Below are 23,819 nucleotides of genomic sequence, written 5' to 3'. Positions count from 1 at the left end.
ATAAAGATATTGATTGTAGAAAACAAAAAAGCCGAACATTTCTGTTCGGCTTTTGTCGGGGTGGCAGGATTCGAACCTGCGGCCTCCTGCTCCCAAAGCAGGCGCGATAACCGGGCTACGCTACACCCCGAAGATGTTTTGCTGTACTGCCCGAAAGCGGATGCAAAGATATAAATAAATTTGATTTGTAAAAGGAAAAAGTAAAAATAAATAAAACTTATTTTAGGATAGCTATTTCAGATTTATTTTCGGCGTTATTTTTTATAATAAAGTTTACATTTGCATCACAAAAAAACAATACACATTATGTCAGATACAATCGAAAAAATTAAATGCCTTATTATAGGTTCTGGCCCTGCAGGTTATACAGCCGCAATTTATGCAGCCAGAGCAAACATGAATCCGGTTTTATATCAAGGAATGCAGCCTGGAGGTCAGTTGACTACAACTAATGAAGTAGAAAATTTTCCTGGGTATGTTGATGGTGTTACAGGACCAGAAATGATGATTCAGTTACAAGACCAAGCAAAACGTTTTGGTGCTGATATTCGCGATGGCTGGGCTACAAAAGTTGATTTTTCTGGAGATATTCATAAAGTTTGGATCAATGATTCAATCGAATTACACTGCGAAACTGTCATTATTTCTACAGGAGCTTCGGCTAAATATTTAGGATTACCATCAGAGCAGCACTATTTAAATATGGGCGGCGGTGTTTCTGCCTGCGCTGTTTGCGATGGATTTTTCTACCGTAATCAAGAAGTTGTAATTGTTGGAGCAGGAGATTCTGCTTGTGAAGAAGCACATTACTTATCTAAACTTTGTAAAAAAGTAACGATGTTAGTAAGAAGCGAAAAATTCAGAGCTTCTAAAATTATGGAAGAGCGTGTTCGCAAAACTGAAAACATCGAGATTTTAATGAACCACGATACTGTTGAAGTTTTGGGTGATAATAATGTAGTACATGCCATTAAAGCATTAAACAAAACTACAGGTGAAGTTATCGAAATTCCTGCAACCGGATTTTTCGTAGCAATTGGTCACAAACCAAATACAGATATTTTTAAAGAATACATTACACTTGACGAAACTGGATATATCGTAAATACGCCAGGAACATCTAAAACAAATGTTGATGGTGTTTTTGTTGCCGGAGATGCTGCAGATCACGTATACCGTCAGGCAATTACTGCTGCAGGTACAGGTTGTATGGCAGCACTTGATGCTGAAAGATATTTAGCTTCTAAAGAATAAGTCACAGTGTTCAGTTTACAGTCGCAGTTTTCAGTGACAGTTTACAGTTTTTACTGGAATCTATAAACAAAAAGTCCCAATCTCTACGATTGGGACTTTTTGTTTATTTTAAGTTCTGCAAACTGCGACTGAATACTGAAAACTGAATACTGCGACTGAACACTATTTAATCTTCTTAATCAACTTAGCTTCTTCAGAAAAACGGGTAAGCTCAATTTTTGGGTTTCCAAATAAAGAAACTTCTGCTTTATCTCCAATTGCTAAAGAAAGCGTTGTGTCGGCGAAAATAGTTCCTACAGCATAATTTTCAGCAGTAACATTCGCATCTTTTAAAGTGAATTTTGTTCCGGTAAAAATCGAATTATTATCTAAACGGATAGTTGCTTTTTCTGCAATTCCTTCAATAGCAGCAGTTGTTTTTTGGTACAAATCACATTTGAATTTTATGGCAGAAACCAATGTTTTAATTGCAGCGTTTTTGCTTAATTGTAAAGTTCCGTCTTCAGTTTTTAAGTTTAATTCGGTTCTTGATTTATCATCCGCAATTAAAGCGAATTTTTTAGAATTTACATTCAGGTATAATTTAGAATAATCAACGCTGTTAAAAGTAATATCGTCTAACTGAATTTCCTGAAGAGCATAAATTACAGCTTCGTTTTTTGCAATTACTTTGTTTAAAGAACTGGTATAAGTAACTTTAACCGAAAGCTTTTTGAAAATAGTACTTTCTTTTGAGGTATATAAGCGAAGTGTTTTATCTCTTAAATCCATGCTGATAATTTCGTGAAGATTATCATCGGCTTCGATTTTTATTTCATTTTTGTCACCTTTTTCCAAATAGATTTCTAAGTTGTCGTCGGCTTCGAGTGCATCAAAACTTCCTACTTCTTTAATAGAGGTAGTTACAATTTTTGATCCTTTTACTTTTTCTCTTTTTTGTGCAAAAGTTAATGTAGTAACCAAAAGTAATAGGAGTAGTGCTGTATTCTTTTTCATTAATTCTAGATTTGATTTTGGCAAATATAAAAAAATCATCCACTTTTGATGAATGATTTCTTTTATATTTAACAGTTATAGAGATATTAGCTTTGGCTTACGCTTCCTCCAGAACTTGCCGTTTTGTTGATTGTTTTAGGAACATTGTCATAGTTAATGTTACCACCGCTGCTTGCCTCTGCTTTAAGGCTTAAAATAGGGTGAACTTTTGTAACTGCGCCGCTCGAAACATCTGCATCAACATCGTTTGCTAATAAATTTCCAGCTTCGATAGAAGAACCGCTTGATGCCGAAGTTTTAACTTTTAAAGCTTTTCCTTTAATATCAATCGAACTGCCGCTGCTTGAGTGACAAGATATGTTGTCAAACTCAGTGTTAACATTCATTGTTGCTGCGCTCGAAGTTTCTAATTCTATATTTTCTCCATGCAGAACGTCTTTACTGGTAACACTTGAGGCGCTCGATGCTTCTATTTTCTCGACTGCAGGCATTTTTACGGTTACCTTTTTCATCGTGATATTACGAAACGAGTTGAATTTACATTGAATTACTAATGTTCCGTTTTCAACCTTTGTAATAATTTCTTTTTGAAGATTATCATCGGCCTCTACTGTCACTTCGTATTTGTCAGATTGTTCAATAACCAGATCTATAGCGTTGCTTACTTTGACACTTTTAAAATCTCCCTGAACAGTTCTTTTTTCTGTTGTTACATTCCCGCTTCCTTCAATTGTATTAAGATTAAAATTACATGAAGCAAAAAGTAATGCTGTAATTGTTGCAATAACAAATTTTGTAATATGAATGATTATTTTTATCATGGCTTTAGGTGTTAGTTAATTTTAATTACAACTCCGTTTTTATCAGTGGTTAGTTTGCTTTTAGTTTTTTTACCGTTTAAAACTTCTTTTCCATTTATTTTAATCGAAACTTCTTTTACAGTATCATTTTCAATTGTATCTAATTCGTCTGAATCACTATCGTTATCAGTATCAGTGCTGTCTGCTGGGCAGTTTAAGCATTTTACTTTAGAACCTTCAACTTTGTAGCTGTAATCGCCATCATGAGTTAGATTAAAGAAATCATCTTCATAGTTAAAGTAATCGTTTACAGATGTATCAGGTTTAAATAACTGCCCTTCCGGAAGATATAAGTAAATATCAACTTCCTGGCCTCTAAATTTGTTTTTTACATCTGTCAGAAAATAATTGTCTAAAATTAAATGATTTCCGTTAATCTGAAACTTGTAATCAATTTTTTCTGCTCTTTTTTTAGCATTAGTAAAAGAGTTTCCTCTTGCACTTTTTTCTATTTGAATGAATGGAGTAGTTTCATCTGTACGTAAAACGTGAATGCGTACATCATTAGAATAAATCAATTCATTGTTTGCAGAGTCTTGTACAAATTCAAACTCTCTGTAATGATTTAAGCTTTTTGCATAATAATCACTGTACTTGAATTTTACATATAACGTATCAGTTGGTTTAATGCTTATTACTTTTTTCTCGATTATTTTATTATCGTGCGAAATCTCGGTTGCCTGTTTAATTCCAATGCTTACTAAAATAGCAATTGCAATAATCCAAACTGCTAAAAGCGTATATTTTGTAATGTTTCCTATTGATTTTAAGTTAGGAGACAACAATTTAAATCCTAAAAGAGTCAAGAAGAAAAACGGAATTCCAACTGCAAAAAGCATTAATAAACCAAAAGACCAGATTGGATATTCTGTAAAGTTTCCTGCTTCAACGAAATTCTGCCAAGGGAAATCAACAAAAAGATTAGTTCCCAGTGTAAAAACTCCAACTAAAAGCATGATCAAGGTTGAGATTCCTGCGATAATTAGGATAACCCCTAAAAACTTAGCAAAAATTTTAAAAACCGTCATGATAAAGTCTCCAAATGAACTACTTATTCTCCCAGCTCCCGACTTTACCTGGTTTCCCATTTTGTCATAATCTGCGTTTTTAAATTTATCAGATAAGGAATCAATTTCTTCACGAACTTTTTTTTCGATGTTAGAAATCGTAACCGGTTCTCCTGTCATTTCCAGTTTTTCAGATGTTGTAACCGCTTCCGGAGTTACAATCCAAAGAACGAAATAAGCTAAAATTCCAGTTCCAAAACCAGCAAAAACAAATATTAAGAATACGATTTTGATCCATACAGCTTCAATTCCAAAATAATGTCCTAACCCGGTTGCTACACCGCCAATCATACCATTTTCTTTATCACGATATAATTTTTTGTGTCTTCTTGTATTGCTGTTAAAAGACTGGCTTGTGCTTTCTTCGTCTTCAATTCTATAATCTTCAGGTTGTCCCATCACCGCAATTACCTCGTCAACGTCTTTCAGTCCAACAACATGTTTCTCGCTTTTTTGTTTCTCTGTTAATAATTCAGAAACACGCATTTCGATATCTTTAATAATTTCATCCTGACCAGATGAGTTGTTAAGTGATCGTTTTATAGCGTCAAAATAGCGTGTCAATTTTAAATATGCATCTTCATCGATGTGAAAAAACATACCGCCTAAGTTAATATTTACTGTTTTGTTCATGACTTATTGATTTTGATTGGTGATTAGATTTACGGCGTCAGACAATTCTGTCCAGGTACCGCTAAGTTCGTTTAAAAATGTTTGTCCTATTTCGGTTAATCCATAATATTTTCTTGGTGGTCCAGATGTCGATTCTTCCCATCGATAATTAAGCAAACCGTCGTTTTTTAACCTAGTTAAAAGCGGGTAAACTGTTCCCTCAACAACTAGTAATTTAGCGTTTTTTAAAGTGTCTAATATTTCAGATGTATATGCGTCTTTTTCTTTTAGGACAGATAAGATGCAAAACTCAAGAACACCTTTGCGCATCTGTGCTTTTGTGTTTTCAATGTTCATAATTTCATTTTGTTTTTTTTAGATTGAACAATTCGTTTTTTGATTGATGATGATTGATTGATGATTGAATTCGAAACTTATTTTGATGATTGATTGAAAGGTTTCGACTATAACTTTTAATTCTTTATGTTACACTGACCGAAGTCGAAGTACTTCATAAAATAATGATTACTTTATAAAAGGAATCGTTAGCGGATATTGGTATAATTCTCCGTTTGAAGCTTTTATAGAAGCATAAATCACTAAAAAGAATTCAACAAATTTTAAAAGACCAAAAAGTAATACCGCAGTTACTCCAATACTTAAAAGTCCAATGTTTCCTTCGAAGTTAAAATTTCTAATAACAAAATCGTTGTCGTTAAAAATAGCTTCGATTGGCAGGTTTTGTAAAAATACCGTAACAAAAATTGGTACCGCAATTAATGCCAGAACTAAGGTGTAAAGCAATAAACTTAATTGAAAATTCAATGCTTGTTTTCCGTGGTGATTTATAAATTCTGATTTGTCTTTATAACTCGACCAGATAATGATTGGGAAAATATAATTCCCAAACGGAATAAAGTATTGTGTTAACGTACTTAAATGTGTGAATGCCGAAGTATTCTTTTCTGATGATTTTTCCATGATGAGTGGTGTTGATGATTGCATGATTAAAAGTATATAGTAATTTCTTATGCAAATATATATCTAAAAGACAGTATCTTGTTTTGCATAGTACCAAATATTAACATAATTTTAACAAATGTAAAATTGAATCAACATCATTAATTAGCTGAAAATCATCGTGAAGTACCGGTTTTGTTGATAGTCTTAGAAAGTATTATCAATTTATTGTGCGTGCATAGTTTTTTTGTATTTTTACAAAAAAACAAATCACATGGCAATATCTGTATCCAAACTCAACAAATTTGTATTATTCAAATTGCCGTCGGCATACTTTTGCGGCGTGCGTGTAAAAGCAATCGACAAAGACAGATGCATAGTAAGCGTAAAGCACCGCTGGATTAATCAAAACCCTTTTAACTCGATGTATTTTGCCGTTCAGGCAATGGCTGCCGAGCTGACAACAGGCGCTTTGGTTATTTCGCAGATTCAGCAAAGCGGAAAAAAAATCTCGATGCTTGTTGCTAATAATAAAGGAAACTTCACCAAAAAGGCAACCGGCCGAATTACTTTCGTGTGTAACGACGGGCATTTAATTGCCGATGCCATTAAAAGAACAATAGAAACCGGAGAAGGGCAGACTTTCTGGATGAAATCTATAGGAACAAATGAAGAAGGCGTTCAGGTTTCTGAAATGGATTTTGAATGGAGCGTTAGATTGAAATAAGTGTTTGCCACTAATTTCACTAATCTTCACGAATTATTTGTGCAAATTCAATCAGCAATTTAGATTTTAAATTAGTGCCAATTCGTGAAATTCGCGGCGAAAAAAATATATTAGAAAGACCTCAATAGTTTGAGGTCTTTTTTTATACCAATTTGTTAATCAGTATGTTTTTTCGTTTTATTTTGTATTTTTATTACACAATTCCTATTACATCAAAATTCTGTCTTTTAATTTGAACTTCATTTAGTAATACTAGTTTTACATTCAAATTAAGCTGCATTTCAATAAATTTTCGATTTATCTTTTTAAGTATTTGCCTCAAAAAGTAAAAGTATATGGATGATAAAAAACAAATATTCCAGACGGCTACTCAAAAACGCTGGAAAACTTTTCAATGGTCAACACGACTTATTTTGTTTCTTCTTATTTTAATGGTTCCTATTTTCTTTATCACTTTAAAAAGAGGATTAAAACCGCCATTACCACTTTTAGCCAATAGCAGTCAGGTAGGTCATAGCCTTGAGAATCCTATTACACCAAAGAATTTAAGCGCCAAAGAACTCAAAAAGTTTAAAGGATTTGATTATTTCTTAAGAGCAAAAACGAAGATTGATAAACTAAAAAATCAACCTGTTGATTCAAAAACAGCTTCAGAAATCAGAGCTGCTTTTTATGTCGATTGGGATCCGCAGAGTTTGTTTTCCCTTCAAAAAAACATTCGTAAACTCAATATGGTAGTCCCGGAATGGTTTTTTATTGATCCCAAAACCGATTTACTGCGAACAGAAATTGATACTGCAGCCTTAAAAGTAATGAAGAAAGGAAAAGTAAAAATTCTTCCGTTAATCAATAACATCAATGAATCTTTAGGCGAAGGTGACTTCGACGGTGATCTTATTCACCGTATTCTTCATGACACCAATAAAAGAGAAAGACTCATCGACGATATTGTAAAAACATTAAAAAAATATGATTTACAAGGTATCAATATTGATTTCGAAGAGTTTAAAGAAAAGGGTGATGAACCTATAATTGCTTTTCAAAAAGCATTGTATGAAAAACTGCATCCGCTGGGGTATCTCGTTACGCAGGATATCATGGCAGGCGATGATGATTTTAACGTAAAAGCATTGGCACAATACAATGACTATATGTTTCTTATGGCTTATGATGAGCATTATGCCGGCAGTGTTCCCGGAGATGTAAGCAGTCAGAAATGGATTGAAAGAATAGTAGATAAAACGGCAAAAGAAATTCCGTCAGATAAAATTATTCTTTGTTTTGCCGGTTATGGTTACGATTGGCCGGAAAAACAAGAAGGAGAAACCATTACCTACGATCAGGCAATTGCAATTGCAAAACAGCATAATGCCGTGATAAAGTTTGATAATAACAGTTATAGCAATTCTTTTAATTACACAGACAGCAATGGTAAAAAACACACGGTTAATTTTGAAGATGCCGCAACTAATTTTAATACCATCAGGTTTAGCGACGAATATGGTTTGGCCGGAATTGCCTTATGGCGTTTAGGAAGCGAAGATCAGCGTTTGTGGAGTTATTATCAGCGAAGTTTAACAAACGAAAGCATTAAGAAAAAGCCTTTTGATTTTAAGCTAATGAAACGTGTCAATACACGAATCGAAAGTCCTGCTTATATTGGTGACGGCGAAATATTAAATGTGATTGCAGATCCACAGCCAGGAAAAATTGAGTTGGAAATCGATAAGGATGAAAACATTATTACAGAACAGAAGTATGTAGAATTACCAACGAAATACGTAATCAGTAAATTTGGGAATGTACACAAACAAGTCATTCTTACTTTTGATGACGGACCGGATCCTACCTATACACCTCAGGTTTTAGATATTTTAAAAAGAGAAAAAGTTCCAGCTGTTTTTTTTGTAATTGGGATTCAGGGAGAAAATAATATTCCGTTGCTGCAGAGAATTTATAGCGAAGGCCACGAAATAGGCAACCATACTTTTACGCATCCTAACATTGCTTTGGTAAGTCCGGAAAGGGCGGCGAAAGAAATGGAAACCACACGATTATTAATCGAAGCCGTTACCGGAAAAAGTACAGTGCTTTTTAGAGCTCCTTATAATGCAGATGCTGAACCCACAACCGAAGCCGAACTAAAACCTATTGCTTTAAGTAAAGCGCAAAATTATTATACGGTTGGAGAAAGTATCGACCCAAATGATTGGGAAAAAGGGGTAAGTGCCGATTCTGTTTACAGCAGGGTAATATCGCAATATGAGGCCAATCCGGATAAAGGAATTATTTTGCTCCACGATGCGGGCGGAAACAGAGAGTCTACAGTTAAAGCACTGCCTCGCATTATTAAATATTTTAAAGACAGGCATATTCAGTTTACAACAGTAGCACATTTACTTGGTAAAACCAAAGACGAGATTATGCCAAAAGCCGAAGGCCCGCTTATTACAGTAGATAATTTAATTTTTGATTTTGGATACTGGTTCGGACATTTTATTACGGCTACATTTTGGGTTGCTATTTTTCTGGGATTTCTGAGAATTGCCTTAATGGCGATAATGGCTTTAATAAAAAAATGGAAAGACCATAAATACCCGCCTGTTTATAAAACTCCTAATGGTGTTCTTTCAAAAGTGAGCATTATAGTTCCGGCTTATAATGAAGAAATAAACGCAGTAAAAACAATCGAAAATTTACTGGGTCAGGATTATCCGGATTTTGATATTGTTTTTGTTGATGATGGTTCTAAAGACAAAACTTTTGCCATGATTAATGAAGCTTTTGCCAACAATCCGAAAGTAAAAGTGAATACAAAACCAAACGGCGGAAAAGCTTCGGCATTAAATTACGGAATTGCTCTAACTGAAAGTGATTATGTAGTTTGCATCGATGCCGATACACAGCTTAGAACCAATGCCATTTCGCAATTGATGAAAGGTTTTACCATTCAATTAAAAAACAATGAAGAAATTGGCGCCATTGCCGGAAATGTAAAAGTTGGAAATGAAAACACCATGCTTACCAAATGGCAGAGCATTGAATACACAACCGCACAGAATTTTGACCGCAGGGCTTTTGATTTAATAAACGGAATTACGGTTGTTCCCGGAGCAATTGGTGCCTTTAGGAAAACAGCGATAGAAAAAGCAGGAGGATTTACAACCGATACACTTGCAGAAGACTGCGATTTAACGATTCGTATTTTAAGAAACGACTATCGTATTATCAATTGCATTGAAGCTGTAGCCGTAACAGAAGCTCCCGAAAGTTTAAAGGAGTTTATGAAACAGCGTTTTCGCTGGAGTTATGGAATTATGCAGGCTTTTTGGAAAAACAGAGACGCTTGTTTTAACCCAAGATATAAAGGTTTAGGAATGGTCGCTTTACCCAACATTCTTCTCTTTCAAATTGTGCTGCCAATTTTTGCACCTCTTGCGGATTTAGTTCTGATTGTAAGTTTGATATGGAATCATAACGATCCGGATAGTCTCCATAAAATATTGGTTTACTATATTGCTTTTATGGTGGTAGATATGCTGGTTAGCGTTATTGCATTTATTTTCGAAAAAGAAAAACTAACTAAATTAATATGGCTCATTCCACAGCGATTCGTGTACAGACAATTGATGTATGTAATTCTTTTTAGAGCACTCAGAAGAGCCATAAAAGGCGAAAGCCAAAGCTGGGGAGTACTCACACGAACAGGAAATGTAGCGACGGTAAAATAGTTTTTTGATTTTTTTTTGCCACAGATTAAAAGATTAAAAGGATTTGTTTGTTAAGAACTTTGACAAAGTTTAAAACTTTGTCAAAGTTGATAACGAGTTTTTTTGCCACGAATTCCACGAATTCACACTAATTTAAAGTACGCTCCAATTTGCACAAATTAATTCGTGTCAATTCGTGGAATTCGTGGCGAAAAAAACATAAAAAAAGGCCTCAAATATTTGAGGCCTTTAACATTTAATACATGCTGCAATTATTTTTTAGAACAGCATTTTTTGTCTTTTTTGTCATCAGTTTTTTTATGACAAGATTCTTTTTCTTTTGCAGCTTTTTCTTTTTTTGGAGCTGGTTTTGAGTCTTGTGCTTGCACACCAATTGTAAATAAAGCGATAGCTAAAACGGCAAATAATTTTTTCATTTTTATATAATTTAATTGTTAGGTAATATTCCTTTTTTGATTGAAGATGCTGCTTCAAATATAATACGATTTCATTTTGGAAATTGTCAACGATAAGTTAATACGATTTAAAAGTTTTTTTGCCACAGATTATAAAGATCTCACAGATTTTTTAATCTTTCTAATCCTGTAATCTGTGGCAAACAATCAATAATTCAGATTCAATCCAAAACCAATTCCCATGTCGCTGTCATAATGTGTTGTGATTCCGAAATTTCTGCCGGCAACATATTTTAGACCCGCCATATATTCTTTATCCGTATTCCACATTAAATTCATTCGCAAACGTTTAGAAAGCGGGATATCTTTTCGCTCAAATTGAATTCTCACATTTCCATCGGTATACATTTCAACCTGAGCTTTTATGAGCATTGGCAGCGTATATTCCATACCGGCACTAAAAACAGATCGATTGTCTTTGGTATTCTTTTGTCCGAACATATTTTGTTCCTGTTCGTCCATTCCCATTCTTCGATAACGCCAGTCGAAACCTATAAAAGGCATAAACCATTGCATTTTACCAATGTATCTACCAATATGCGTTTCGGTTTCATAACCGTGTTTATCGTTATAACCCAATCTCCATTCAGTGCCAATGCTCCAACGCGTGTTGCTGAACATGGCTTCACCATCATTTCCGTTGGTGGCAAAATCATTCTCAGCCATAAAATGAAACATACGATCGTCCATTTTTAGCATTTTGTACGCCATTTTCGGATCATGAATCAACGGATTTGGAGCGGAATTTTCATAAGTAAAAATACGTCCCATTCCGGCCATCATGTGATATAAGATATGACAATGAAAAAACCAATCGCCATCGGCATTAGCCTGAAACTCGATTGTATCGGTTTCCATCGGCATAATATCAATTACATTTTTAAGTGGAGAATAATCACCATGTTCGTTAATAATCCTGAAATCGTGTCCGTGCAAATGCATTGGGTGGCGCATCATCGATCCGTTGTACAATACAATCCTGACGTTTTCTCCTTTTTTAATTAAAATTTTATCCGTTTCAGAAATTACTTTATTGTCTAAACTCCAAACATAGCGGTTCATATTTCCGGATAATGTAAAACGTAATTCTTTTACCGGAGCGTCTTTCGGAAGCGTTGTTTTGGTTGGAGATTTCAACATTCCGTAATTCAACGTCGTAATCTGGCCCGTTTCGGTGGTATCGCTCGACATTTTCATATCGTCCATTTTCATGTCATCCATATTATGCATCGAATGATCTTCTGCTTTTGCAGATTCTTCTTCGCCGGAAATTTCAGGATACATTACGGCATTCATGTCCATTTTATTCAGCGACATATTCATACCCATATCATTCATCTCTCCGTTCATCTTCATCATATCGTTCATCATTTTCATCCCTTCAAAATATTTCAATTTCGGAAGATGTTTAACAGATTGTTTCGTGCCGCCACCTAAAAATAAAGAAGCAGATCCCGTTCTGTCTTCGGCTGTAGCCAAAAAAGCAAAGGATTTATGATCTTCAGGAATTGTAACTACGACATCATAAGTTTCAGAAACGGCAATAATCAAGCGGTCGACTTCTACAGGTTCAACATCGTTTCCGTCGCTCGCCACAACCGTTATTTTTCCTCCGCCATACGTCAGCCAGAAATAACTCGAAGCGCCTCCGTTTGCAATTCGCAATCGGACTTTATCTCCGGCTTTAAACTGCGAAAGCTGGTCTTCATTTTTTCCGTTAATTAAAAACTTCTCATAATAAACATCACTCACGTCCATGGCATTCATACGTTTCCACTCGTTGGTGATTTTTGTAGAGAATTGTCCTTTCTTGATGGCTTCGGCATAACTTTGAGTTGTCCCTTTTTTTATCGCAAACCAATCATTGGCATTATGAAGCATTCGCTGCACATTTTCCGGTTTAAGATCCGTCCATTCGCTTAAAATAACCGGAACAGTCGGCAAATCGTCAATCCCTTTCCTAAAAGTTGTATCGTCTTTCTTTTTATTGATAATGAAAAGTCCGTACAAACCAATTTGTTCCTGCAATCCCGAATGGCTGTGATACCAATACGTTCCGTTCTGGATAATAGGGAAAGTATATTTATGTGTCGTTCCGGGTTTAATCGGCATTTGCGTTAAATACGGAACACCGTCTTCTTTATTCGGAAGAAATAATCCGTGCCAGTGCATGGCTGTATTTTCTTTTTTTAAATCGTTATGTACATAAATTTCGGCAATATCGCCTTCAGTAAAAGTCAATGTAGGCATCGGAATTTTTCCGTTTACGGTAAGCGCTCGTTTTTCTTTTCCTGAAAAATTGACAATCGTGTCCCGAACGTGTAAATCATAACGAACTACTTTTTGGGCTTTTGCAGTAAAAGCAATCAAAAAAAGAATCAGGATATATTTAATCTTAATCATAGATTATAATTTTTAATTGTTGGGTTAAATTGAATACAATTTAGTTTTAACACATAGAAGCATAGATTTTTGTGTGTAAAAAAGAGATGAGAAGAAACAAGTTTCCACACATAGTTACTATGTTTATTTAAATAAGTGAAATGCCTTTTTAATCTTCAAATAGCTATGTTTCTATGTGTTAAAAATAATTACGCTCCAATTTACAATTTTAGATTTCGCAATCGTAAAGCATTTGCAATTACCGAAACAGAACTTAAACTCATGGCCAGCGCGGCTAACATCGGCGAAAGCAAAATCCCAAATACCGGATATAAAATTCCCGCCGCAATGGGTACGCCCAAAACATTGTATATAAAAGCAAAAAATAGATTTTGCTTTATGTTTTTCATAACCGAAAAGCTTAGTTTTTTAGCTTTTACAATTCCGTTTAAGTCACCTTTTACAAGCGTTATTTTGGCACTTTCAATAGCAACATCTGTTCCGGTTCCCATTGCGATTCCAATATCAGCTTTGGCTAAAGCAGGCGCATCGTTGATTCCGTCTCCGGCCATCGCGACTACTTTTCCTTCGGCTTGCAAACGTTCAATTTCTCTCAGTTTATCTTCTGGAAGACAATCGGCTTTAAAAGAACTTAAATGAAGCTGATCTGCCACTGCTTTGGCTGTATTTTTATTATCTCCCGTAAGCATGATCACTTCAACACCCTGATCGATTAAATCTTTGATCGCTTTGGCGCTGTTTACTTTTATGGCATCTGTAATGGTTACGTAACCCGAAACAATATTATTTACGGCGATGTATGAAACTGTTTTCCCCAGATTTTGCTCGGCTGTAATTTTGTTTTCAAAATCATCAGAAATTGAAGCGTTAATCTGTTCCATTAGTTTTTTATTTCCTAATGCAATTTTTGAATTATTAACGGTTCCCAGAACTCCTTTTCCGGCAACGGCTTCAAAATCCGGAACTTCAAGTAAAGTTTGATTTTTGTTTTTGGCAAAATTGACAACGGCTTGTGCCAAAGGATGCTCGCTGTGCTGATTTAGCGAAGCAATGTTTTGCAATAGAATATCTTCGTTGTTATTGATCGCATAAATTTTCTCGACAGTTGGTTTTCCTTCTGTAATCGTTCCGGTTTTATCGGTAATTAAAACATCGATTTTATTCATGTTTTCGAGTGCTTCGGCATTTTTAATTAAAATTCCATGCTGCGCACCTTTTCCAACTCCCACCATAACCGACATTGGAGTTGCTAATCCTAAAGCACAAGGACAGGCAATAATTAAAACAGCAATTGCATTAATTAATCCGTAGATATAAGAGGGTTCAGGACCAAATTTTGCCCAGATAATAAAAGTCAAAATTGAAATACCAACAACCGTTGGAACAAAATATTTTGCAACGCGGTCTGCCAGTTTTTGAATTGGCGCTCTGGAACGACTTGCATCATTTACCATTTGAATAATCTGCGAAAGCAGTGTTTCTGAACCTACTTTTTCGGCAATCATCACAAATGATTTCGTTCCATTTATAGTTCCCGAAATTACATTATCGCCCGTTTTTTTGTCAACCGGAATAGGTTCTCCGGTAATCATGGCTTCGTCGATACTGCTTTCGCCGGAAGTTATTTTTCCGTCAACTGGAATTTTTTCTCCCGGTTTTACTCGTAGTAAATCCCCTTTTTTTATATTGTGAATGGAGATGGTTTTGTCCGTTCCGTTTTCTACCAAAGTGGCTTCGGTTGGCGCTAATTTTAGTAATGCTTTAATCGCGCCATTAGTTTGTCCGTGCGCTTTGGCTTCTAATAATTGTCCCAATAAAACCAAAGTTATAATAACCGTTGCTGCTTCAAAATAAAGATGAATGGTACCGTGATGCGATTTAAATTCAGACGGAAAAAGATCTGGAAAAAACATTCCTGCAACGCTAAATAGAAACGCAACACTGGTTCCAATTCCAATTAAGGTAAACATGTTTAAATTCCAGGTAATAATCGATTTCCAGGCACGGGTAAAAAACATCCATCCGGCATAAAACAGCACCGGAATTGAAAATAGAAACTGAACCCAATTCCATTTTTCAATTGACATAATTTTAAAAAGCGGGTTATCCGGAATCATTTCTGACATTGAAATAATGAAAATAGGAAGCGTAAACAATGTCGCAATCTTCATTTTCTTCAACAAGTCTGTATAAGTTTTGTTTTCGTCAGATTCAGAGGCCTGCATGGGCACTAAATCCATGCCGCAGATAGGACAGTCGCCTGGTTCATTAGAAATAACTTCAGGATGCATCGGGCAGGTAAATTGTGTTCCAATGGCAATTTGAGGCACTAAATCCATGCCGCAAACCGGACAGTCTCCTGGTTTGTTATAGGTTTTATCGCCTTCGCAATGCATAGGGCAGTAAAAAACTCCCGTCGCATTATGAGGAATTATTGCTTTTTCTTTTTTATGAGAATGCGAAGCGTGATCTTCTTTTTTATGACTTGAACAACATGATTTTACAGCAGGTTCTGTACCATGAGCTGGAGACTTCATTTCAATAGTATACTTTCCCGCAGCTGATAAAGCTTCCTGAAATTTTTGTGTTGGAACATGTTTTTCCATCGTTATGGTGGCCACTGGTGGATCTAACGTTACTTCGGCATGAATGCCTCCGACTTCATTTAGCGTTTTTTCGACTTTGGTGCGACAGCCATTGCATGACATTCCTGAAATTATATATTGATGAGTCATTGTTTTTTCGTTTTTAAGGTATTACAATGCAAATTTCCGAAGTAAGGTTTACAACGGGTTGTATAATTTTGAGAATGATTTGTAATATTTATGAAAGCTTTTTTTAACCGCAAAGAGCGCTAAGGTTTACGCAAAGCACGCTAAGTTTTTTGTTTCATTAATAAATTAAAAAGTTCGCAAAGCTTTATGGTTAAAAAGAAATAGCCACAGATTAAAAAAATTAACACAGATTTTTAAAATCTTTTTAATCCTTCTCATTTGTGGCTAAAAATCTTTGCGAACCTTGCGTAAACCTTAGCACTCTTTGCGGTAAATAAAAATTACAAATTCTCTATTTGAATGCGGTTTTTGTCTTTCAGCTGTTTGAAATAAGTAGGCGTGAAACCTGTAATTTTCTTAAATTGATTGCTTAAATGTGCGACATTGCTATAGTTTAAAAGGTCGGCGATTTCACTTAACGAAAGTTCATTGTAAATCAATAATTCCTTTACCTTTTCTATTTTTTGGCTTATAAAGTATTTTTCGATTGTAGTGCTTTCAATTTCAGAAAACAAATTACTCAATGTGCTGTAATCCTGGTTGAGGTTTTCTACTAAATAATCAGATAAATTAACTTTGAGTTCACTGTTTTTATGATGAACCAAATCGACAATAAGATTTTTTATCTTCTCGATGGTTTTGGTTTTTTTATCATCCAATAAATCAAAGCCCAGCGTTTGGAGATTTTTAAGTAAAACTTCTTTTTCAGAATCGGTAATATCATTTTGCAGTTCTACTTCGCCTAATTCAACAGAAATAGTCTGAAGTCCGAGTTTGTCCAACTCAGACTTCACAACCATTTTACAGCGGGCGCACACCATGTTTTTGATGTAGAGCATCATATTTATTTGATGGTTTCTACCACGTTGCCGCAAGTTAACATCGAAAAACCGTAATACGGATTCTTAACTGCTTTTTCTTTGCTTAACCAGTCAGCATCGGCCATTGGGCAGTATTGTTTGTACACAACGTCAGTAGATTTTGAAACTTTAATTAACGTATACGTGTTTTTTGAAAGTGATTTAAAAGTTTCACGTTGTTTTTTAAGATCTGTTGTAGTCGAAATACTTTTGGCATCGGCAGTTAGTTTTTTAACTACTTTCATCCAAGCCGTGTGTTCGTCAGTTTTTAATTTATCCATTTTTATGGCAGTAATCGCTGTCAATAGATCTTGGGCTTTCGCCGAAGTTAATTTCGCGTCGCTTTTAATTAAAGCATCTTTTACAACAAAATAAGCATCATAAACAGATTGCAGCTGACTTGCATCGGCAGCTTCAGTTACTGTTTGAGTTGCTTTAATTGTATTGGCCTGAATAGTATTTGCAGAAAATAATAAGGTTATTACTGCTGCTATAGTTAATATCGTATTTTTCATTTTATGTAAATTTTGATAGAGAATGTGAATTTATCCTCTAAGTTAAATAATTTATTTTTTTATAGGATGTTTTGATCTCGCAATCCTGAAAGTTATCGGGAGTAGAGTTCAATTTTTTGCTTAGAACCTTAGTATCTTAGAGCCTTTGTGGCTTAAAAACAATTATGGCTGTCAGAAATAGAATTATTATATTTTTGGAATTAACCAAATAGAGGCAAAACCATCGCAGAGACTAGCGGTTTTGTAATAAGATATGGATTTCTCTGGCGAGAAATTAAAGAGATTATTGTTGAAATCAAATTCGTTTGCAGTAATCAGACTAAATTGTAAAATTGATGTTGTACAGCTCGAATGATCACATTTTCCACTGCATCCATGAGGATCTTTTTTAGAATCATGACCTTTTTCGCAGCAATCTTCCTGACAAGCGTGAGCAGAATCTTTTTTAGAAGAGGCTTGTTTTTCACACGAAGTTTTTTCAGAAGCTTTTTCACAGGCATAACCCGAACCTGGCATCAGGAAGAAGCCAAGCATTAGTGTGAAAAATAATATGAAGCATTTTTTCGTCAATGAAAAAGTTTTTTAACAGTACAAATTTAGAGATTTTTTTTAACAGCTGTTACTTATTTAAGATTTCCTATTTTAAGTTTTCTTAAAATCTGTTGGTTTCATGTTTTTTCTCTTTTTAAAATAGTTCGACAAATGGCTTTCATCTGTAAAACCAAATTCATAAGCTATTTGCTTAATTGGTAATTGATTATTGTGTATTCGTTTTTCGATTAAAGTAGTTCGTAAATTATGGATGTATTCTCTATAGCTGATTGAAAATGTTCTCTTAAAATAAGCACTAAAATAGGTTTCGGCAATATTAAAATGATTGGCAATAACTTTTATCTGCACTAATTTTGGCTGATAAATATTCTGATGAATATATGACGTGATTTGTTCGTTATCAATCGAATTTCCTTTTACAACAAGATTTTGTCCGCGCATTGTTTCTTTGATTAATCCAAAAATGGAAAGAATCTGGTAGAAAACAATGGGAGAAGTCGAAACATCGGTTTTACAATTATAAGCTGCAATATTTTCGATTGTATTTTTTAATATTGTTTTGCAGGGATCGTCCAGTTTAAGAACTGTTTCCTTTAAGGTTTTATCACGCATAAAACTTTCCGGAGTATGAATTAAAAATTCGTCGCAGGTAAGGTTTTGTTTGGAGTTAAAATAGCTGTCGGTAAACTTAATGTAAAAAAAGCGAGTACTTTTTTTGATGTCAAAATAGTGTTCGTCTTCAGGTGAAATCACAAATAAATCACCTGTTTTATAAGGTAATAAGTTGTTATTGAGATGATGAACTCCGCTTCCTTTTTTAATGTAAATGATTTCGTAGTAGGTATGTGTATGTGGCGGAAGGTGAAATTTTTCATCTTCGAATTCGTCAATTGCGAGCGTTTTGAATTGATTTAATTTCGGCATAGCATAAATTTACAAGTTTATGTCGCAAATGTACAACTTATTTTAGCTAAAGCGGTGTTAAATTTGCACCATAGAAAATCTAATCCTTTCTTGTAAAAACAAATGAAAAAAAGTCTTATTGCACTCTCATTAGGAGGATTAACAATTGGTATTACCGAATTTGTTATGATGGGTCTGCTTCCAGATATTGCCTCAAATATGAAAGTTTCTATTCCGGTTGCGGGATATTTAATTTCTGCTTATGCTCTAGGAGTTGTTATTGGAGCTCCGTTGTTAGTAATTTTAGGGAGAAATCTTGCTCCTAAAAAAATGCTTCTGATTTTAGCTTTGATGTTAACGGTTTTTAATGCGCTTTCTATCATTGCACCATCTTATAATTTTTTATTCGCTTCGAGATTCCTTTCGGGATTGCCGCACGGCGCCTTTTTTGGAGTTGGAGCAGTAGTGGCAAGCCGTTTGGCTGATAAAGGAAAAGAAGCGCAAGCCATTGCCATAATGTTTTCAGGTCTTACATTGGCCAATTTAATTGGAGTTCCAATAGGTACTTATATTGGTCATCATTTTATATGGCGTTATACTTTTGTATTAATTGCAATTGTGGGTATGCTTACTTTTTTGTTTATTTCGTTATGGATGCCTCGTTTAGATAAAGGAGAATCTGTAAATATGAAAACGCAATTAGAGTTTTTTAAAAGAACAGAAGCTTGGCTGATTATCGGAATCACCGCAATTGGTTTTGGAGGATTATTTGCCTGGATAAGTTATATCGCACCGTTATTAACTAATGTTTCGAAATTTGCCGAAGGTGATGTGTCGTATATTTTAATTCTGGCCGGACTTGGAATGGTAGTTGGAAATTTTGCCGGAGGTAAACTGGCCGATAAATATTCACCAGCACCTACAACATTGGCTTTATTATTTGTAATGTCTATCGATTTGATATTAGTTTATTTCTTTTCGTCGAATCAATACGTGTCTTTGTTTTTGACTTTCTTAACGGGGGCTATTTCTTTCTCAGTTATTGCACCAATTCAAATGTTGATGATACGCACAGCAAAAGGAGCAGAGATGATTGCTTCGGCAGCGCTTCAGGGAAGTTTTAATATCGGAAATGCTTTAGGAGCTTTTCTTGGTGGACTGCCTTTAACGGCTGGATACAGCTATGCTTCTCCAAATCTTATTGGAGTAGGAATGTCGGTTGTTGGAATGCTTATTACACTTACCTTAATTAAAATTCATAGAAATAATTTACAATTGCAAAGTGCCTAAACGGCTTCTTTATTTTTTTATAGAAACCCTTAGATAATCTCTAAGGGTTTTTTTGTGCCCAAATTTATTTTAAAGATTGTTTAATGTTTCTATAAGCTTGAAAAAGGTCAGGAATCAACTGGCTTATGGTCTTACATATTCTTTTTTAGAAGAAAAACTTGTTAAAAAAAGAGCTCTCAAATAAAAATAAATCTCGCTCCAGTCTATTTTAAATGTTAAAAATACACTTAAAAAATTCTTAAATCGTAAGCTTGTAATCGATTGTTTTTTTTGGAAAAACGCAGCAAATTCAGCAATTATAATAATATATTTAATATTTATATATCGATAAAATTACATTTGTCGTATAAAAAACCACTTTTATTTTTGATTTGTAATTTTATTTATGAAATTTTTATGAATTTTAATTTTTTATATAAAAAAAATATCTATGTTTGTGTAATCGATTACAACTTTTGAAAAATGTTAAATGAAGAATCTCTTTTTATCGTTCTAGTCAGGTAAAATCCCAAGATTTTATAGAACAAACATCCCTTAACCGGTATAAATAAAATAGAGTCGATAAGCAAAAAACTAAACCACAAAAACCACTTTAAACAATTAGTAACTTAAACAATCAACCATGAATTTTAAAGATTTATTAAACAAAGGAGCAAATCGTTACTTTGCAGTTGTTTTCTTATTGTGCTTGCTGATGGGCAATCGAGCGCAGGCTCAGACTGTAACATTAGAAGGAACTGTTAGAGATGCGGCAGGACTTTCTTTACCAGGGGTTAATGTACTGGAGAAAGGAACAAAGAACGGAGTTTCTACAGATTTTGACGGACGCTACAAGATTAAACTCACGAATCCGAAAGCAGTTCTAAGTTTTTCTTTTATTGGATTTAAAACTGTAGATGTGCCTGCATCTGGTAAAACTAAAGTGGATGCGGTCTTGGAGGAAGATTCTCATGCACTTAACGAAGTTGTTGTTGTTGGATATGGAACGGTTAAAAAATCTGATTTGACTGGTGCCGTTGCTTCAATTTCAGGAAATGAATTAAAAAAGATTCCGGTTTCTAATGTGGCAGAAGCTTTAACGGGGAGAATTGCAGGTGTTCAGGTTACTTCTACTGAAGGCTCTCCAGATGCGGATATTAAAATTAGAGTGCGTGGTGGTGGTTCCTTAACTCAGGATGCTTCGCCTTTAATTATAGTTGATGGTTTCCCTGTAAACAGCATGAGTGATATTGCAGCTTCTAATATAGAATCATTAACAGTTTTAAAAGATGCTTCTTCTACTGCAATTTACGGGTCAAGAGGTGCAAACGGAGTTATTATCATTACAACTAAAACAGGTAAAGACGGAAAAATTTCGGTTAGTTACAATATGTTTTATGGAATGAAAACAATGGCTAATGATATTGATGTTCTTCCTGTAGATGATTTTGTAAAATGGCAGTATGAATATGCTTTACTTGATCAAACTGATAAAACTATTCTAAGCAATCCAAGCTCTTATACCAAATATTTTGGTAACTGGCAGGACCGCGATTTATATAACGGAGTAAAAGGAACTGACTGGCAAAAACAAATTTACGGACGCCGTGGTGAAGTAAACAGCCGTGACTTAGGAATTCGCGGAGGAACAGACAAGCTTAGCTATAACTTTAATTATGCTTATTATGATGAAAAAGCAATTATGGTAGGTTCTGACTTTAAAAGAAACAACTTATCATTGGCTTTAAAAAACAAAGCAAGCGATAAAATTGATCTTGGTTTTACAGTACGTTACTCTGATACAGAAATAAATGGAAGCGGTTCTAATGAACAAAACGAAGTTTCATCGCTTGACAGCCGTTTACGCCATAGTGTTGGTTATTCTCCAATTCCGATGCCGGGACTTACTACTGATAATGACGATCAAACAGTTAACAGCTATTTAGTAAATCCTTTTTTAGCTATATCAGATAATAACCGCCAGCAGTTTAGAAAAAACTACAATTTATTAGGAAACTTTGGATGGAAGCTTGCTCAAAATTTAAAATTTCAAAGTGATTTAGGTTTGGATAATTACAATTATGCAGATTATCGTTTCTATGGTTCATCTACTTATTTCTCAAGCACTGCTAAAATTGGAGCAGGGAAACCGGGAATGGTAATGACTGATCGTAAAGATGTACGTTTTAGAAATGCAAATACATTAAATTATGATTTTAAAAATATCATAGGAGAGAACCATCATTTAACCGCTCTTTTGGGAGAAGAAATGATTACTACAACTTCTAATACTACAACGTCAACACTTTTAAATTATCCTGGATTCTTTGATTTAAATGATGCAAAGAAATTAACAACTCAGGGAACTCCTTTTTCAATTGATAATTTTTACAGTCCTGATGATAAATTATTGTCATTCTTCGGACGTTTAAATTACGATTATAAAGATCGTTACATATTAACAGCTTCTTTTCGTGCAGATGGTTCAAGCAGATTCCTGGGAAATAATCGCTGGGGATATTTTCCGGCAGCTGCTGCAGCATGGAAAATTTCTGAAGAAAGTTTCCTGAAAAATGCTAGCTGGCTTAATCTTCTTAAGCTAAGACTTAGTTATGGTGAAGCGGGTAATAATAATATTCCTGTAGGACAAACAGTTCAAAGTTATATGTCAAATACTAATTCATATATAAATGGTTTTGATAGTTATTGGTCTCCATCAAGTGTATTGGCTAATCCAGATTTGAAATGGGAAACTACAGTAACACAAAACGTAGGTCTTGATTTTGGATTTTTCAAAAATAGATTAAACGGAACTTTCGATGTATACAAAAACGTAACAAAAGATTTATTAATAGAATTCCCGGTAGGAGGTACAGGATATAAAACTCAGTATAGAAATATGGGGGAGACTCAAAATACAGGTTTTGAAGCAACAGTGAATTTTGTAGCTTTTGAAAGAAAGAATTTTGGTTTGAATTTCTCTGTCAATGTTGGAGTTAACAAAAATAAAATTAATTCTCTGGGGGTAATGGATAATTTTGGAGTAAATACAAACTGGGCATCTACTGATATTGGTAATGATTATGCTGTAAATGTGGGTTCTCCAATGGGATTAATGTATGGCTATAAAAGTGATGGACGATATGAAGTTGCTGACTTTGATTATGTAGGAGGAAAATATATTTTAAAATCAGGTGTGGCAGATGCAAGTAGTGTTATTGGAAGTAATGTACAGCCAGGAATGATGAAATTAAAAAATACGGATGGTTCTGCTGATAATAAAGTTACAGCATCAGACCAGACTATTATTGGGAATGCTAACCCAAAAAGTACAGGAGGTTTAGTTATTAATGCTAATGCTTATGGTTTTGATCTTTCCGCCGCTTTTAACTGGACTATCGGGAATGATATCTACAACGCCAATAAAGCAGAGTTCTCAACGTCAAATAGAAACGGGCAATATAAAAATTTAAGTTCTGAAATGGCTGATGGCATAAGATGGACAAATTTAGATCCTAGTACTGGACAACTAGTGACAGATCCAGCCAGATTAGAGGCTCTTAATGCTGATACAACAATGTGGTCTCCTTATATGCAGAAATTTATGTTTACAGACTGGGCGGTAGAAGATGGCTCTTTCTTTAGATTAAATACTTTAACCTTAGGATACACGACACCAGAATCACTTACATCTAAGCTTGGAGTCAGTAAATTGAGATTTTATTTTACAGCGACGAATGTTTTTATAATTACAAATTATTCTGGTCCGGATCCAGAGGTGTCAACAAAAAGAAAAACACCACTTACGCCTGGAGTTGATTATTCAGCATATCCGCGCAGCAGACAATTGGTTTTTGGTTTAAACCTTAATTTCTAATTTA

The 23,819-nt window shown here is 34.6% G+C and carries 17 protein-coding genes and 1 tRNA gene; 5 read left to right on the top strand and 13 right to left on the bottom strand.

Annotation, left to right across the window (positions count from 1 at the left end; translation table 11 throughout):
• Positions 1–55: 55 nt before the first annotated feature.
• Positions 56–130: transfer RNA gene (locus tag AC1RRQ_RS19345), tRNA-Pro, on the bottom strand.
• A gap of 176 nt (positions 131–306) precedes the next feature.
• On the opposite strand from AC1RRQ_RS19345, the gene trxB reads away from it, so the two are divergent.
• On the top strand, positions 307–1,254 hold the full coding sequence (gene trxB, locus AC1RRQ_RS19340) for a thioredoxin-disulfide reductase (protein WP_493024642.1): 948 nt from the start codon (positions 307–309) through the stop codon (positions 1,252–1,254).
• Positions 1,255–1,416: 162 nt separating this feature from the next.
• Here trxB and AC1RRQ_RS19335 read toward each other — a convergent pair whose 3' ends face one another.
• The 5 genes from AC1RRQ_RS19335 to AC1RRQ_RS19315 all read right to left on the bottom strand — a co-directional run bounded on the left by AC1RRQ_RS19335 (position 1,417) and on the right by AC1RRQ_RS19315 (position 5,770).
• Positions 1,417–2,250 carry a GIN domain-containing protein gene (locus tag AC1RRQ_RS19335; protein WP_493024641.1) on the bottom strand — a complete coding sequence of 278 codons (834 nt, stop codon included), beginning with the start codon at positions 2,248–2,250 and terminating at the stop codon, positions 1,417–1,419.
• An 86-nt stretch (positions 2,251–2,336) separates the two neighbouring features.
• On the bottom strand, positions 2,337–3,071 hold the full coding sequence (locus AC1RRQ_RS19330) for a head GIN domain-containing protein (protein WP_493024640.1): 735 nt from the start codon (positions 3,069–3,071) through the stop codon (positions 2,337–2,339).
• An 11-nt stretch (positions 3,072–3,082) separates the two neighbouring features.
• Positions 3,083–4,810: a PspC domain-containing protein gene (locus AC1RRQ_RS19325; RefSeq protein ID WP_493024639.1), complete on the bottom strand. Its 1,728-nt coding sequence runs from the start codon at positions 4,808–4,810 to the stop codon at positions 3,083–3,085.
• A 3-nt stretch (positions 4,811–4,813) separates the two neighbouring features.
• Positions 4,814–5,146 (bottom strand): PadR family transcriptional regulator, encoded by a 333-nt coding sequence (locus AC1RRQ_RS19320; protein WP_008464689.1) that lies wholly within the window; start codon positions 5,144–5,146, stop codon positions 4,814–4,816.
• Positions 5,147–5,314: 168 nt separating this feature from the next.
• On the bottom strand, positions 5,315–5,770 hold the full coding sequence (locus AC1RRQ_RS19315) for a DUF4870 domain-containing protein (RefSeq protein WP_493024638.1): 456 nt from the start codon (positions 5,768–5,770) through the stop codon (positions 5,315–5,317).
• Positions 5,771–6,023: 253 nt separating this feature from the next.
• Here AC1RRQ_RS19315 and AC1RRQ_RS19310 point away from each other — a divergent pair, with 253 nt between their 5' ends.
• Positions 6,024–6,476 carry a DUF4442 domain-containing protein gene (locus AC1RRQ_RS19310; RefSeq protein ID WP_071635041.1) on the top strand — a complete coding sequence of 151 codons (453 nt, stop codon included), beginning with the start codon at positions 6,024–6,026 and terminating at the stop codon, positions 6,474–6,476.
• A gap of 335 nt (positions 6,477–6,811) precedes the next feature.
• A complete protein-coding gene (locus AC1RRQ_RS19305) occupies positions 6,812–10,207 on the top strand; it encodes a trifunctional glycoside hydrolase family 18/polysaccharide deacetylase/glycosyltransferase family 2 protein (RefSeq protein ID WP_493024637.1) in 3,396 nt (1,131 codons plus the stop codon).
• 251 nt (positions 10,208–10,458) lie between these two features.
• Here AC1RRQ_RS19305 and AC1RRQ_RS19300 read toward each other — a convergent pair whose 3' ends face one another.
• The 7 genes from AC1RRQ_RS19300 to AC1RRQ_RS19270 all read right to left on the bottom strand — a co-directional run bounded on the left by AC1RRQ_RS19300 (position 10,459) and on the right by AC1RRQ_RS19270 (position 18,690).
• A complete protein-coding gene (locus tag AC1RRQ_RS19300) occupies positions 10,459–10,623 on the bottom strand; it encodes a hypothetical protein (protein WP_493024636.1) in 165 nt (54 codons plus the stop codon).
• 186 nt (positions 10,624–10,809) lie between these two features.
• Positions 10,810–13,065: a multicopper oxidase family protein gene (locus tag AC1RRQ_RS19295; RefSeq protein ID WP_493024635.1), complete on the bottom strand. Its 2,256-nt coding sequence runs from the start codon at positions 13,063–13,065 to the stop codon at positions 10,810–10,812.
• A 200-nt stretch (positions 13,066–13,265) separates the two neighbouring features.
• Positions 13,266–15,800: a heavy metal translocating P-type ATPase gene (locus AC1RRQ_RS19290; protein ID WP_493024634.1), complete on the bottom strand. Its 2,535-nt coding sequence runs from the start codon at positions 15,798–15,800 to the stop codon at positions 13,266–13,268.
• Between the two features lie 320 nt (positions 15,801–16,120).
• Entirely contained in the window at positions 16,121–16,681 is a 561-nt protein-coding gene (locus AC1RRQ_RS19285; RefSeq protein WP_493024633.1) for a helix-turn-helix domain-containing protein, read from the bottom strand.
• A 2-nt stretch (positions 16,682–16,683) separates the two neighbouring features.
• On the bottom strand, positions 16,684–17,214 hold the full coding sequence (locus tag AC1RRQ_RS19280) for a DUF3347 domain-containing protein (RefSeq protein WP_493024632.1): 531 nt from the start codon (positions 17,212–17,214) through the stop codon (positions 16,684–16,686).
• A gap of 186 nt (positions 17,215–17,400) precedes the next feature.
• Positions 17,401–17,748 carry a hypothetical protein gene (locus tag AC1RRQ_RS19275; protein WP_493024631.1) on the bottom strand — a complete coding sequence of 116 codons (348 nt, stop codon included), beginning with the start codon at positions 17,746–17,748 and terminating at the stop codon, positions 17,401–17,403.
• 108 nt (positions 17,749–17,856) lie between these two features.
• The gene (locus AC1RRQ_RS19270) at positions 17,857–18,690 is read right to left on the bottom strand and encodes an AraC family transcriptional regulator (protein WP_493024630.1); all 834 of its coding nucleotides are present in this window, start codon (positions 18,688–18,690) and stop codon (positions 17,857–17,859) included.
• A 102-nt stretch (positions 18,691–18,792) separates the two neighbouring features.
• On the opposite strand from AC1RRQ_RS19270, the gene AC1RRQ_RS19265 reads away from it, so the two are divergent.
• The gene (locus AC1RRQ_RS19265; RefSeq protein WP_493024629.1) at positions 18,793–19,959 is read left to right on the top strand and encodes an MFS transporter; all 1,167 of its coding nucleotides are present in this window, start codon (positions 18,793–18,795) and stop codon (positions 19,957–19,959) included.
• A gap of 622 nt (positions 19,960–20,581) precedes the next feature.
• Positions 20,582–23,815: a SusC/RagA family TonB-linked outer membrane protein gene (locus AC1RRQ_RS19260; protein ID WP_493024628.1), complete on the top strand. Its 3,234-nt coding sequence runs from the start codon at positions 20,582–20,584 to the stop codon at positions 23,813–23,815.
• Positions 23,816–23,819 lie beyond the last annotated feature (4 nt).

Source organism: Flavobacterium sp. GW821-FHT12A05 (assembly GCF_058807735.1).
Note: the sequence above shows the minus strand (reverse complement) of the source record. Positions and strands in the feature narration are given on the sequence as shown.

Bases quoted from the DNA above. Each gene is read 5' to 3' on its own strand.
- AC1RRQ_RS19260 (WP_493024628.1), top strand. From the start codon at position 20,582: ATGAATTTTAAAGATTTATTAAACAAAGGAGCAAATCGTTACTTTGCA.
- AC1RRQ_RS19285 (WP_493024633.1), bottom strand. From the start codon at position 16,681: ATGATGCTCTACATCAAAAACATGGTGTGCGCCCGCTGTAAAATGGTT.
- AC1RRQ_RS19335 (WP_493024641.1), bottom strand. From the start codon at position 2,250: ATGAAAAAGAATACAGCACTACTCCTATTACTTTTGGTTACTACATTA.
- AC1RRQ_RS19270 (WP_493024630.1), bottom strand. From the start codon at position 18,690: ATGCCGAAATTAAATCAATTCAAAACGCTCGCAATTGACGAATTCGAA.
- AC1RRQ_RS19280 (WP_493024632.1), bottom strand. From the start codon at position 17,214: ATGAAAAATACGATATTAACTATAGCAGCAGTAATAACCTTATTATTT.
- trxB (WP_493024642.1), top strand. From the start codon at position 307: ATGTCAGATACAATCGAAAAAATTAAATGCCTTATTATAGGTTCTGGC.
- AC1RRQ_RS19305 (WP_493024637.1), top strand. From the start codon at position 6,812: ATGGATGATAAAAAACAAATATTCCAGACGGCTACTCAAAAACGCTGG.
- AC1RRQ_RS19310 (WP_071635041.1), top strand. From the start codon at position 6,024: ATGGCAATATCTGTATCCAAACTCAACAAATTTGTATTATTCAAATTG.
- AC1RRQ_RS19265 (WP_493024629.1), top strand. From the start codon at position 18,793: ATGAAAAAAAGTCTTATTGCACTCTCATTAGGAGGATTAACAATTGGT.
- AC1RRQ_RS19315 (WP_493024638.1), bottom strand. From the start codon at position 5,770: ATGGAAAAATCATCAGAAAAGAATACTTCGGCATTCACACATTTAAGT.
- AC1RRQ_RS19290 (WP_493024634.1), bottom strand. From the start codon at position 15,800: ATGACTCATCAATATATAATTTCAGGAATGTCATGCAATGGCTGTCGC.
- AC1RRQ_RS19325 (WP_493024639.1), bottom strand. From the start codon at position 4,810: ATGAACAAAACAGTAAATATTAACTTAGGCGGTATGTTTTTTCACATC.
- AC1RRQ_RS19300 (WP_493024636.1), bottom strand. From the start codon at position 10,623: ATGAAAAAATTATTTGCCGTTTTAGCTATCGCTTTATTTACAATTGGT.
- AC1RRQ_RS19295 (WP_493024635.1), bottom strand. From the start codon at position 13,065: ATGATTAAGATTAAATATATCCTGATTCTTTTTTTGATTGCTTTTACT.
- AC1RRQ_RS19330 (WP_493024640.1), bottom strand. From the start codon at position 3,071: ATGATAAAAATAATCATTCATATTACAAAATTTGTTATTGCAACAATT.
- AC1RRQ_RS19320 (WP_008464689.1), bottom strand. From the start codon at position 5,146: ATGAACATTGAAAACACAAAAGCACAGATGCGCAAAGGTGTTCTTGAG.
- AC1RRQ_RS19275 (WP_493024631.1), bottom strand. From the start codon at position 17,748: ATGCTTGGCTTCTTCCTGATGCCAGGTTCGGGTTATGCCTGTGAAAAA.